This window comes from Hymenobacter lapidiphilus, from assembly GCF_003417065.2.
Taxonomy (GTDB): domain Bacteria; phylum Bacteroidota; class Bacteroidia; order Cytophagales; family Hymenobacteraceae; genus Hymenobacter.
The window spans coordinates 54,091-65,946 of sequence record NZ_QVLT01000028.1; the positions used below are offsets into that span (position 1 = coordinate 54,091).

14 protein-coding genes and 1 pseudogene are annotated in these 11,856 nt (G+C 60.1%); 11 read left to right on the forward strand and 4 right to left on the reverse strand.

Going from position 1 to position 11,856, the window contains the following annotated elements; translation table 11 throughout:
* Positions 1–44 precede the first annotated feature (44 nt).
* The 3 genes from D0N36_RS14715 to D0N36_RS14725 all read left to right on the forward strand — a co-directional run bounded on the left by D0N36_RS14715 (position 45) and on the right by D0N36_RS14725 (position 2,202).
* A complete protein-coding gene (locus D0N36_RS14715; protein ID WP_116942615.1) occupies positions 45–1,016 on the forward strand; it encodes a polyprenyl synthetase family protein in 972 nt (323 codons plus the stop codon).
* Positions 1,017–1,176: 160 nt separating this feature from the next.
* The gene (locus D0N36_RS14720) at positions 1,177–1,815 is read left to right on the forward strand and encodes a rhomboid family intramembrane serine protease (RefSeq protein WP_190242695.1); all 639 of its coding nucleotides are present in this window, start codon (positions 1,177–1,179) and stop codon (positions 1,813–1,815) included.
* 99 nt (positions 1,816–1,914) lie between these two features.
* The gene (locus D0N36_RS14725) at positions 1,915–2,202 is read left to right on the forward strand and encodes a PLD nuclease N-terminal domain-containing protein (protein ID WP_116942616.1); all 288 of its coding nucleotides are present in this window, start codon (positions 1,915–1,917) and stop codon (positions 2,200–2,202) included.
* Between the two features lie 98 nt (positions 2,203–2,300).
* Here D0N36_RS14725 and D0N36_RS14730 read toward each other — a convergent pair whose 3' ends face one another.
* Positions 2,301–2,924, reverse strand: coding sequence for a hypothetical protein (locus tag D0N36_RS14730; RefSeq protein ID WP_116942617.1), 624 nt, complete (start codon positions 2,922–2,924; stop codon positions 2,301–2,303).
* A 136-nt stretch (positions 2,925–3,060) separates the two neighbouring features.
* On the opposite strand from D0N36_RS14730, the gene D0N36_RS14735 reads away from it, so the two are divergent.
* The 3 genes from D0N36_RS14735 (at position 3,061) to D0N36_RS14745 (ending at position 5,365) form a co-directional block, all read left to right on the forward strand.
* The gene (locus D0N36_RS14735) at positions 3,061–3,900 is read left to right on the forward strand and encodes a glycerophosphodiester phosphodiesterase family protein (protein ID WP_116942618.1); all 840 of its coding nucleotides are present in this window, start codon (positions 3,061–3,063) and stop codon (positions 3,898–3,900) included.
* A 230-nt stretch (positions 3,901–4,130) separates the two neighbouring features.
* Positions 4,131–4,529 carry a hypothetical protein gene (locus D0N36_RS14740; protein ID WP_116942619.1) on the forward strand — a complete coding sequence of 133 codons (399 nt, stop codon included), beginning with the start codon at positions 4,131–4,133 and terminating at the stop codon, positions 4,527–4,529.
* A 272-nt stretch (positions 4,530–4,801) separates the two neighbouring features.
* The gene (locus D0N36_RS14745) at positions 4,802–5,365 is read left to right on the forward strand and encodes an acyl-CoA thioesterase (protein ID WP_242478935.1); all 564 of its coding nucleotides are present in this window, start codon (positions 4,802–4,804) and stop codon (positions 5,363–5,365) included.
* 342 nt (positions 5,366–5,707) lie between these two features.
* Here D0N36_RS14745 and D0N36_RS14750 read toward each other — a convergent pair whose 3' ends face one another.
* Together D0N36_RS14750 and recF are read right to left on the reverse strand one after the other, a co-directional pair.
* The gene (locus D0N36_RS14750; RefSeq protein WP_116942620.1) at positions 5,708–6,031 is read right to left on the reverse strand and encodes a DUF721 domain-containing protein; all 324 of its coding nucleotides are present in this window, start codon (positions 6,029–6,031) and stop codon (positions 5,708–5,710) included.
* Between the two features lie 67 nt (positions 6,032–6,098).
* Complete coding sequence (gene recF / locus D0N36_RS14755; protein ID WP_116942621.1) at positions 6,099–7,214, reverse strand: DNA replication/repair protein RecF; 1,116 nt, start codon at positions 7,212–7,214, stop codon at positions 6,099–6,101.
* A 69-nt stretch (positions 7,215–7,283) separates the two neighbouring features.
* On the opposite strand from recF, the gene pdhA reads away from it, so the two are divergent.
* The 3 genes from pdhA to ribH all read left to right on the forward strand — a co-directional run bounded on the left by pdhA (position 7,284) and on the right by ribH (position 9,997).
* On the forward strand, positions 7,284–8,453 hold the full coding sequence (gene pdhA, locus D0N36_RS14760) for a pyruvate dehydrogenase (acetyl-transferring) E1 component subunit alpha (protein ID WP_116942622.1): 1,170 nt from the start codon (positions 7,284–7,286) through the stop codon (positions 8,451–8,453).
* A gap of 53 nt (positions 8,454–8,506) precedes the next feature.
* Positions 8,507–9,277, forward strand: coding sequence for a tetratricopeptide repeat protein (locus D0N36_RS14765; protein WP_116942623.1), 771 nt, complete (start codon positions 8,507–8,509; stop codon positions 9,275–9,277).
* 243 nt (positions 9,278–9,520) lie between these two features.
* Positions 9,521–9,997 (forward strand): 6,7-dimethyl-8-ribityllumazine synthase, encoded by a 477-nt coding sequence (gene ribH / locus D0N36_RS14770; protein WP_019948742.1) that lies wholly within the window; start codon positions 9,521–9,523, stop codon positions 9,995–9,997.
* Between the two features lie 85 nt (positions 9,998–10,082).
* On the opposite strand, the gene D0N36_RS14775 is transcribed toward ribH, so the two are convergent.
* Entirely contained in the window at positions 10,083–10,322 is a 240-nt protein-coding gene (locus D0N36_RS14775) for a hypothetical protein (RefSeq protein ID WP_116942624.1), read from the reverse strand.
* On the opposite strand from D0N36_RS14775, the gene D0N36_RS14780 reads away from it, so the two are divergent.
* Together D0N36_RS14780 and D0N36_RS14785 are read left to right on the forward strand one after the other, a co-directional pair.
* Positions 10,321–10,704 carry a TraR/DksA family transcriptional regulator gene (locus D0N36_RS14780; RefSeq protein WP_116942625.1) on the forward strand — a complete coding sequence of 128 codons (384 nt, stop codon included), beginning with the start codon at positions 10,321–10,323 and terminating at the stop codon, positions 10,702–10,704. The genes D0N36_RS14775 and D0N36_RS14780 overlap by 2 nt on opposite strands.
* A gap of 237 nt (positions 10,705–10,941) precedes the next feature.
* Positions 10,942–11,856, forward strand: a pseudogene (locus D0N36_RS14785) (hypothetical protein); the annotation flags it as partial.

Genomic DNA, 11,856 nt, shown 5'->3' on the forward strand with positions numbered 1-11,856 from the left:
CCCGCAACCCGCCGTACCTTTCCCTGCTCAACCTGTTCTCTTGCATGGACCTTTCTTTCTTCACTGATAAACTCACGGCCGGCCTCACCGACCTGCGCTACGGGCAGGAGCCGGCCAGCCTCTACGAGCCCATCCGCTACATCATGCGCCTCGGCGGCAAGCGCATCCGGCCGGTGCTGGCTCTCATGGGCGCCCACCTGTTCACCGATGACCTCGACGCCGTAGTGAAGCCCGCGCTGGCCACCGAAGTCTTCCACAACTTCACCCTGCTCCACGACGATCTAATGGACCAGGCCCCGCTGCGCCGCGGCCAACCCACGGTGCACGAGAAATGGAACCCCAACGTGGCCATTCTCAGCGGCGACGTGATGCTGGTGCGCGCCTACGAGCTGCTGTTTGACATGCCCGCGCCGCTGCTGGCTCCGCTGCTGCGCCGCTTCTCGCAAACGGCCGCCGAAGTCTGCGAAGGCCAGCAGTGGGACATGGAGTTTGAAACCCGCACCGACGTCAGCATTTCGCAGTACCTGGATATGATTCGGCTGAAAACGGCCGTGCTGCTTGGCTTCGCGCTGGAGCTGGGCGCCCGGCTCGGCGGCGCTTCCGAAGAGGACGCCGACCACCTGCGCCAGTTCGGCGTGGATATCGGCCTGGCCTTCCAACTGCGCGACGACCTGCTCGACGTGTACGGCGACGCGGCCACGTTCGGCAAGCGCGTGGGCGGCGACATCCTGGCCGACAAAAAGACCTTCCTGCTGCTCACGGCCCAGGCCCAGGCCAGCCCCGCCCAGCAGGCCATCCTGGCCCAGCACGTTGGCCAGCCGGTAACGGATGAGGAAACGAAAGTCCGGGCCGTTCGCGCCATCTACGACGAGCTCGAAATTCGTCCCCAGACCGAAGCCCTCATCAACGATTACTTCGTGGATGCCCTCCAGCACCTGGAGCGCGTGACGGCCCCCGAAACGCGCAAAAAGCCCCTGCACCAACTGGCCCTGCAGCTGCTGGAGCGCGAGCAGTAGCCATAGCGCGTTTGAACAATAAACGGGCAGGGGCGGGGCTTGCCCCCGCCCGCCATTGAGCGGAACCGTTCAGCACATCCGGCAGGCATCGTTCAAAGGCGGGCGGGGACAGGCCCCGCCCCTACGGTAACAACACCAACTTCACTCCTCACTCCCCTGAATGGAAATTTCCGCCACCCTTGTTCTGGCCGTACTTACGGTCGGCATTTCCCTCTACGCCTGGTCGAACCCGGATTTTCTGGAAAGCTGGATTCTGGAGCCCTACGTGGTGCGCCGCCGCAACGAGTGGTACCGCTTCCTCACCTCGGGTTTCCTGCACGCCGACTTCACCCACCTGCTTTTCAACATGATTGCCTTCTACTCGTTCAGCCGGGTAGTCGAAACTATTTTCGGATACGCCTTTGGGCCCACGATGGGGTTGCTGTGGTACCTGCTGCTGTACTTGGGCGGCATCATCGTGTCCGACATCCCGACGTATCTGCGCCACCGCGACGACCCTGGCTACCGCTCGCTCGGAGCCTCAGGCGGCGTGTCGGCCGTTGTGTTCTCGGCCATCCTGTTCAACCCGGCGGCTGGCCTCTACATCTTCCCGATACCCTTCGAAATCCCGGGCTTCATCTTCGGCTTTCTGTACCTGGGCTACTCCTACTACATGAGCCAGCGCCAGGGCGACAACATCAACCACGACGCCCACTTCTACGGCGCCCTCTACGGCGTCGTGCTCACGCTGATACTGATTCCGCGGGCAGCTGGCATTTTTCTGGAGCAAATCCAGTTATATATCGGTAAGTATCTGTAAATCAACTAATTGATATAAATTATCCTGAATTTTCAATATCTATTTCGAATTCATTGCGTAAAGGGGCCCATAACTCTCCAATCCTAACCTTTTCCTGCCATGAACGCCATCAACACGCTCACCAAACGCCTGCCCGGTGCCAGCTTGCTTCTCTCGCTGCTCACGGTTTCGCTGCTCACCTCGTGCAGCCGTTTCAACAACGACGGCAGCCTGGCTACCTGGGGCTACGTCATCCTGGCCCTCGACGTATTCGCGCTCTTCGATATCTTCCGCCAGGACTGGGGCATCGGCAAGAAAATCCTGTGGGCCGCCATCGTATTCCTCTTCCCGCTGGGTGGCCTGATTCTCTACTTCCTGTTCGCAGGTCGTGGTAAATCGAGCACTTAAGCTACCCGGCTATTTTCATCAGCCAGCACTAAAAAGCCCCGCTGTACTTAGGTACGGCGGGGCTTTTTGCTTGAAAGTGTGACCAGGTAGAGGTGGGGCTACTTGCCGCCTACCAGCCGGCGTTTTTCCATACGCGCCACGTGCTGCAGTATGGCGCCGGTGTTCGTGATTTCGGTGGCCTGCCAGTAGTCGCCGCGCTTGCGCATCTTCACTTCCAGCACCAGCGTGGTATCGTAGCGGGGCTGGGTGAACTCCAGGCCCACCAGCGCCTGCTCACCTTCCTCGCGCGAGTAGGCAATGCCCTGGAACTTGCTGTTCTCGCCCACCACTTTGCCGGCCAGCCCCATCATCGACACGTTGACCAGCCGGTTGGGCGCGGCCGCGGCCGCCGCCTCTACCGAGCCGGTTTCTACGTAGCGCTGCACCTCCTTGCGGGCCGCCTGCGCCAGTTGGGGCTTGAGCAGACGCAGGGCACCGGTCATAACCATGCCGCCGGGGTTAAGCACGCCCAGGGCCGAGCCATTCTTGGCCACATCATCCACGAGGCTGCCCGTCACGCTGTTCACATCTACGTACCGCTCGAAGGCCGCCGGATCGTGGTCGTCGATGGCTTTGTAGGCCTGCATGAGCGAGTACTCGGGCGCGGTGCGCACCTTGTAGTAGTAGAGGTAGCCACCGATGCCCACGGCCGCAAGTATAAGCTGGATAAGAAGTTTTTTCATGGGTTGCCGAAGTGAAGCAGTGAGGGAAAACGGGAATGAGAAAGTAAAAGTAGCCCGATTTGCTTACGCCTGAGCGCAGGCTGCGTAAGCAACGGGGCCCGGCCACATCATCGCGCCCGGCGCCATTCATACGCCTATGTTATTGCCTTTATCCGGGCGTTTCCCCGAAGTCCACGGCCACCGCGGCTGTCGGGGGCTACGACCCGAGAATACGTTGCCCGCTTTCCGCGAAGCCCTGCGCCTGGGCGTCGATGCCGTGGAGCTGGACGTGGTGGTTTCCGCCGACCGGCAGGTGGTGGTTTCGCATGAGCCCTGGATGTCGGCCAGCATCTGCCTGCTGCCTTCGGGCGCGCCCATCGGGCCCGCCGAGGCCCGGCAGCACAACCTCTACCAGCTGCCCTATGCCCGCATCAGAGAGTACGACTGCGGCCGCACGCGCCACCCCAATTTTCCGGAGCAACAGCCTGCGCCCGCCGCCAAGCCGCTGCTGCGTGAAGTGGTAGCCGACCTCGAAAACCTGACCCAACAGATGGGCCGCACCCCGGTACAATACAGCGTCGAAATCAAGAGCGAGCCGGCCCACGATGGCCTGTTTCAGCCGCCTCCCGCCGAGCTGCTGGCCCTGGTGCTGGCCGAGCTTCAGGCCCTGCAAATCCTGCCCCGCACTACGCTGCTCTGCTTCGATAAGCGCATCCTGCAACTGGCCCGCCACGCGGCACCCACGCTGCCTCTGTGCCTGCTTTTTGAAGACGAATTGCCGCTGGCCGAACACCTAGCGGCGCTGGGTTTTGCTCCGGCCGTCGTCGGCCCCAACTTCCGGCTGCTGACACCCGCACTGGCGGCCGAGTTGGCCGGGCAGCACATCCGCCTCGTGCCCTGGACTGTGAACGAGCCCGCCGACCTGCGGGCGGTACTGGCGCTGAATCCCTGGGGCATTACCACCGACTATCCCGACCGGCTGCTGGCGCTTCGTTAGGGTTTTGTGCCGAAGCGGAGTAAAGCCACTGTATCGAAGCTGTTACAAAAACACTGTAATGTGTCGAGTGTAACTTTAATTTGTAACGCGTTACGATATGGCTTCGGAGTGTAAATGCGTGTATTTTCGTTGCATTGTATCAGTGTATCATCATAACATGTTCGTACGCTTTGGTAACGCAGAATGTATTGTACATATTTACATCTCGAACTCCTTTACACCCTATACTTATGCCGCACCAGGGCGAAATACTGCAGGACGCTATCAAGAACAGTGGAATATCCATTACGAGGATAGTGGACGACCTGGGTATTACACGTCCGACAATGTATCGCAAGTTCAAAGAGCGAGAACTCGATTACATCTTTGTAAAGCGAGTGGGCGAAATAATCGGACACGATTTTAGTAACGACTTTACGTTACCGCAACAAACAGGCTTGTCGTTTGGTGTTACACAAACTTCTAGAAGTGTAACAAATATGTCCGATAACAGTGCTGTGTCCCGTTCAGCTGTTGCAGTTGGCGCGGGCTCTGATAGTTCTAAAGATCTAATGCTGCTTCAGCAGAAGTATATAGCCTTGCTGGAGGCCTATAATGAGTTACTATTGAAGGTGTACGGTCCGAAGTAGAACAGAAGTGTTCCACGTGAAACATATCTGTTTCGCCTCCTTTGCAGATCGATGATACAACGCCGGGTGAAATGCCCTGCCTGGCAAGCCAGTTGCTGAGTACAGGTATTCGCGCATCTGTTCCGGCCCAGCGTTGGCAGGTTCGCTGAGAGCGAAGAAGGGGTAACTAAGGGCTAGTGTTGTAACCTCAGGCGGACAGGGTAGGGGAGGGTCGAGTGGCGCGGTGGAAGAGCTAGCTTTGCACCACTACTGTTCGTTTAAACCGCCGGCTTATGCCCCCGTTTGTACTCCCCGACTACCGCTCCGTTTCCTATTCGCGCGTCACGCTCACCGAGCTGATGATTCCCTCGTATGCCAACTTCGGCGGCAAGATTCACGGGGGCATTCTGCTCTCGCTGATGGATAAGGTTGCCTACGCCGCATCCTCCAAACATGCCGGAACCTACTGTGTAACCGTGAGCGTAGACGGGGTAAATTTCATGCAGCCGGTGGAGGTGGGTGAGCTGGTGTCGCTGCTGGCATCGGTGAATTACGTGGGCCGCACCTCGCTGCTGGTGGGCATAAAGGTGACGGCCGAAGATGTGCGCACCGGCCTGGTGAAACACACCAACACGAGCTACTTTACCATGGTGGCTAAAAACGAAGCCGGCCAGCCCACGCAGGTGCCCGGCCTGGAGCTGGAAACCCGCGACGACGTGCGCCGCTTCCAAGAGGCCATCAAGCGCCGGCAGTTTCAGCAGCAGTACCGTGAACAGTTCGATAATGCCCGCACCAGCCTGGCAGTAGATGACCAGATGGGTTTGCTGGATGGGGAGCGTTGCCGCGTCGTATACTAGCCGGAAAGCAGCGGCGAGTATTCGTGTCCATCGCCCACGCCTTGGACTCGGCGCCGCTCAGCCAGACATTGCCTATGCACGTTTCTATCTGCGACTGGGCATAGTTGGTGCGCTAAGCTGGGAACGGTATGCCTGGTAGGGTGCAGGGCTTGTTCCCGCCCGCCGTTGAACATAGGTCGGCTTCGTTCGCCGGCGGGCGGAGACAAGTCCCGCACCCTACGCCGTTTTTGCGGGCCGCTTGCAAGTGAGGGAATCTATATAATATTCCGCTCTGTGACGAGGGTAAAAGCGGGTTTTCAGCAGGAGGCGCCGGGTTTGCGTTTCTTGGAGCAACCAGCAGCCCTACAGAAATACGACTTCCTTGATGATGTCCTCGCCTACTTCGGCGTTGAGGTTGGCCAGCACTTTGGTCTTGGCCATTACCAGCTCGTGCTTGAGGGGTGCGGAAGACAGGCGCACGAACAGCTTGTTGTTGCTCACGTAGAGCTGCTGGGTTTTAAGGGCCACGGCCTTGCCCATCACCTTCTCCCAACTGGCCACCACCGTCACCTCGTTCAGCTTGCCCTGCAGGCGGTAAGCACGCAGCATAGACGTGATGCTGTCTTTGAGCGAGACGATGTCGGCCTTGCGGGAATTTTCGGGAGCGTAAGGTTTTTTGTAGGCCATTTCAGTAAGTTAACGCGCGAAGAAAGCACCCCGCTTGCTAACTCAACAAAGATACCCCACCCGCCGGCTACAACCGCGTCACGGTGCCGGCTTCTACCCGGAACCGGCGGATATCTTCCGACAGCTCGGCCAGCACCCGGTCGGTGCGTTCGAGGTGGGTATCGGTCAGGAAAATCTGGCCGAAGGTATGGTTGGCCACCAGCTGCATGAGCCGGGTGATACGCTTCTCGTCGAGGCGGTCGAAAATGTCGTCGAGTAGGAGCAGCGGCTTCTGGTGCTGGCGCTCGGCCAGCAGCTCGAACTGGGCTAGCTTGAGGGCAATGACGAACGACTTCTGCTGGCCCTGTGAGCCGTACCCCTTCACCGGCTTCTCATCCATCAGGAAAGTAAAATCGTCGCGGTGGGGGCCGGTGGTGGTGCGCTGCAGCGTCAGGTCGCGACGCTCCTGCAAGCGCAGCAGCTTGCCAAAGTCGGCACCGGGCAGCTCGCTCTTATAGGTGAGCGTGACCTGCTCCTGCCCGTCGGCGAGCTGGGCGTAGTGACGCTGGAAGAGCGGCTCGAACCCAACCAGGAATTCCTGGCGGTGTTGCACCAATTGCTCGCCCAACGGGGCCAGCTGCTCATCAATCGTCAGCAGGTAGTCGCGGTCGTAGCCAGCCTGGCGGTCGGCGGCCAGCTTGAGTAAGGCGTTGCGCTGCTTGAGCAGCTGGGTGTAGCGGATGAGCAGCTCCAGGTACGCGTGGTCGAGCTGCGACATGAGGCTGTCGAAGTGCTTGCGCCGCTCCTCGCTGCCCTGCCGGATAAGGTCGGTATCGTAGGGCGAAATGAGCACCACCGGGTAACGGCCAATGTGGTCGGACACCCGCTCGTAGGCTTGCTTGTCGTGGGTGACGCTTTTCTTCTGGCCCGCCCGCAGGCTGCACTGTATCATCTCAGCCGGCGCCCCGTCGGGCCGGTCCTCGAACCGGCCGCGCACCACAAAGAACTCTTCGCCCTGCCGGATGCTCTGGACATCGGCCTGCGTAAAGGCGCTCTTCGTCAGCGAGAGGTAGTGGATGGCGTCGAGCAGGTTGGTTTTGCCGCTACCATTGTCGCCGATGAAGCAGTTGATGTGCGGGGAAAAGGCGAGTTGGGCGTCTTCGTAATTCTTAAAGAAGAGCAGGTGAAGGTTCTCCAGATTCATGCGCGGGGTTCGGACATTGCCATCCTTTTACGTACTTTCGCCTCCCAAACGCGAACAATCGAAACTAAGATGGCGGAGACGAAAGTACAGGCTGCTACCAAGGGTTCCAATTCGGCGAAGAAAACGTCGGCAACCAAGCCCAAAGGCAAGGCGGCGGTAGAAACGGCCGAGCAGCCCCAGAACGTGAAACCGGCCTCCAACCAAGAGGCCAAGGAAGCTACCGACGCGCCCAAGGCTTCGTCGCCGGCTACGGCCGAATATCCGAAGGAAACCTACCTGACCTGGTATGAGCAGATGGTGCTCATGCGCAAGTTCGAGGAGAAGGCCGGTCAGCTCTACGGCCAGCAGAAGATTAAAGGCTTCTGCCACCTCTACATTGGTCAGGAGGCCTGCGTGGCTGGTGCCGTGTCGGCCCTGAAAAAGGACGACAAGTGGATCACCGCTTACCGCGACCACGCCCATCCGCTGGCCCTGGGCACCTCGCCCAACGCCATCATGGCCGAGCTTTACGCTAAGGCCACCGGTTGCTCGAAAGGCAAGGGAGGCTCGATGCACATGTTCGATAAGGAAGTAAACTTCGTGGGCGGCCACGGCATCGTGGGCGCCCAGGTGCCGATGGGTGCCGGCATTGCTTTCGCCGAGAAATACAACAAGACCGGCAACCTCTGCATCTGCTCGATGGGCGACGGTGCCGTGCGCCAGGGTGCCCTGCACGAGGCCTTCAACATGGCCATGCTATGGAAGCTGCCGGTCATCTTCGTAGTGGAGAACAACGGCTACGCCATGGGTACTTCGGTGCAGCGGACCTCCAACGTAACGGAGCTCTACACCATCGGCGAGGCCTACGATATGCCTTCGGAGCCAGTGAATGCCATGAACGTGGAAGAGGTGCACGAGGCCGTGGCCCGTGCCGCCGAGCGCGCCCGCGCCGGTGAAGGCCCCACATTCCTGGAGTTTAAAACCTACCGCTACAAGGGCCACTCGATGAGCGACCCGGCTAAGTACCGCACCAAGGATGAGCTGGAGGATTACCGCTCGCGCGACTCCATCGAAGCCGTGCGCCATACCATCCTCACGCACAAGATGGCCACTGAGGCCGACCTGGAAGCCATCGACGAGAAGGTGAAGGCCCAGGTGCAGGAGTCGGTGGAGTTTGCCGAGAATTCGGACTACCCGACTGCCGACGAACTGTACCACGACGTGTACGTGCAGCAGGACTATCCATACATCCGCGACTAAGCAACCGGACGATTTTCCGGCCGCATTCAGCGGCCCCTTTTTCGAGCAACTCCATGTCTAAGATTCCTTTTACGGGTAAAAGCCAGCAGGGCCGCCAGCAGCGCGTCGTCAGTACCGACCCGCTCGCCCCTGCGCAAGCCTACAACCCCGAGCACCCGCTGATGGAAGACCCCGACGCGCTGGCCATGCGTTTGGCCGAGTCGGAGGATTTCGTGCGCCGTAACAAGAACGTGCTGCTGGGCCTGCTGGCCGTAGTGGTGCTGGCTGTGGCCGGCGGTTTCGGCTACTACCTGTGGCGCAACTCGCAAAACGAGAAAGGGCAGGCCGCCATGTTTCAGGCGGTAAGCTACTGGGAGGCCGACTCGTTGCAGAAGTCACTGAAAGGCGACGGCCGCAACCTGGGCCTGGAGCGCGTAGCTTCGGAGTACGGTGGTTCGGATGCCGGCAACCTAGCCAGCTTCTACGCCGGCGTAGCTGCCCTCAAAAAGGGTGAGTACAAAGCCGCCATCGACTACCTCGAAGACTTTAGCGCCGATGACTACCTCGTGCAGGCCCGCGCTTACTCGCTGATTGGCGATGCCCACCTGGAGCTCAACCAGCCCAAGGAAGCCGCCGATTACTACAACAAAGCCGCTAACTACAACGCCAACGAGTACTTCTCGCCCGCTTACCTGCTCAAGGAAGGCACTGCCCGCGAAGTAGCCAAGGATTATGCCGGCGCCATCACGGCCTACGACAAAATCCTGACGGCCTATCCTGCCGCTACCGAAGCCAACGAGGCCAAGCAGTACAAGGCGCGCGCCGAAGGCCTGAACGGCAAGTAGGTTTCTGGGAACTGTCAGATATAATAACCTGATTATCAGTTTGGTAAAAGCAAAAAGGCGGCTTTCGGGCTGCCTTTTTGCTTTAAATGGGTACTCAAGCGGTGAGACTATCTTTGTAGCCTGATCAATTCAGTCCTTCCAGCAAGGCTACAAGCATTATCAAGAGCGTAAAGCGCTTTTCGAAAGCAACTTTTTAGAACAACGGCTAGCAGCTAACCGCTGACGGCTAATAGCTCAAAACAAATGGCAACCTCCCTCAAAAACCTGAGCGACTACACCTCCGACCACTTCGTTGATATCTCCGAGAAGCGTTTCGGGCTGGTAGTGGCCGAGTGGAACCGAGAAATCACCGATACGCTGGCTCAGGGCGCCTACGACACCCTGCTCAAGCACGGCGCCAAGCCCGAGCATATCTTCCGCAACACCGTACCCGGTAGCTTCGAGCTGACGCTGGGGGCCCAGCTGCTGGCCCAGCACGACGAGATTGATGCCGTTATCTGCCTGGGCGTGGTGATTCAGGGTGAAACCAAGCACGACGACTACATCTGCCACGCCGTGGCCAGCGGCATCACCAACGTGGGCCTCAAGTTCAACAAGCCGGTCATTTTTGGGCTCGTAACCACCAACACCCTGGAGCAGGCCTGGGACCGGGCCGGCGGTAAGCACGGCAACAAGGGCGTGGAGGGTGCGGTAGCCGCCATCCATATGCTGGGTTTCTAAGCTGGAAAGCAGAGCCCGCCCACCCGGTCTGGCAGTTGCGGCCCACTGGAGGTGGCGCGGGTTGCTTCGGGTAAGGTATTGCCACTTAGGCAGGGATGATGCGCAATCCGCCGACAAACTCGTAGCTTTGCGGCCGATTACCGACAGTAAGCGCCAGAAGATATTGCTTTTTGGTTTCTTCTGATAAAGCGGCTGAGCAAACCAATTCGATTCTGCTGCTGTTCAGCTTGCTCGGCCTGACACTCCAGTGTACCAGCGAGTCGGTGTCACGTTCCACCAGCGTCCACAATCCCACCCCTCTCACTATATCTTCCTTTCCCGTCATGAGTGAAGCACCCCTACGCTATTCCAAGGAAGAACTGGCCGAGTTCGAGCAAATCATCCAGGACAAGCTTACTGCCGCCCGCAAGGAGGTATCGTTTATCAAGGAGACCCTGAGCCGCAAAAACGACATGGGTACCGACAATACTGCCTCTTCGTCGAAGGTGCTGGAAGACGGTGCCGACACGGCTGAGAAAGAAAGCATGAACCAGTTGGCGTCGCGCCAGATGAAGTTCATCCAGCAGCTCGAAAACGCGTTGGTCCGCATCAAGAACGGTACTTACGGCGTGTGCGTCGGCACCGGTAAGCTCATCCAGAAGGAGCGCCTGCGCGCCGTACCGCACACCCAGCATTCGATTGAGGCCAAAATGGCTCGTCGCGACTAAAATGGAGCTTAGAGACTAGTTGGTCGTGCTTAGTCAGGGACGATGTTCTCTCCACCAGCCACTAGCAACTAAGCCCCAAGCACTAAATACCCGGTAGCCCGGACTGGCTGCCTGAACTCCGCTCCGCGCGGGGCCGGGCTGCTAGTCCGGGCACTGTTTTCCTCGGGGCTTCGTTCATAAGTCTTCCCCGAATCATTCACCTGTACCGTAGCGATACGGCACGCACGCTTTACCACTATGGGTAAGAAACACCACTCCGACGACGCGCCCAAGGGCCGCGGCCGATTCTCCAGCTCCAGCCGGCCTACGGGCCGCGATGCGGGCAGCAAATTCATTCAGCCCGGCCAGGAGCGGGCCAACCGCGACCAGGCCCGCGGTGGTGCCGGCCGCGACGACTCGCGGCGCGGCAGCGCCCGGCCCGCCTTTGGCGGACGCCCGGCGGAGGGTGGCTACGGCGGCCCGCGCAAGTTTGGCAACGGAGGCGGCAGCTTCGGTGGCCCACGCAAGTTTGGCAACAGCGGTGGCGGCCGCGATGAGCGTCCGGCCCGCGACAACCGCTTTGGCGGCCGCGACGAGCGTCCGGCCCGCGACAACCGCTTTGGCGGCGACTCGCGCAGCGCCGGACGTGGCGATGACCGTCGTGACCAGCGCGACGAGCGGCCCGTGCGCAACTTCGAGGCCAAACAAACCTGGAAAGGCCAGCCCTACCGCCGGGAGGATGGCGAACAGTCGGTGCCCCGTGGACAGCCGGGTGAGCGGAACCGCAAATTCATCAAAGGCAACCCCAACGCCGTGGACGAGCCACGCCGCGAGGCCCCGCGCCCGCGCCCCCAGGAAGACCACCTGGGTTCGCGCGAGTACGGCCCCGACCGCCCGGTACGTCCGGCCCGCTCCTTCGACCCCGACCGCCGGCCCGAGAGCCTCGCTCCGCAGCACCCCGATTTTTCGGATGACGCCACCTTCCGTGCTACCCGCCGGTCTGAAGAAGCCGGCAGCCCGGAGCCGCGCGAATCCGACGACCGGAAGCCCTCTGGCTTCGCCATGCGCCTTTTCACCGTTTTTGCTTCCCTGAGTGTGCTCCTGCTGGCTGCCACCTGCAACCCCGAGTCGCAGGGCTCGCGCCTGCCGCCCAACCTGAAGCAGCTGGAAGGC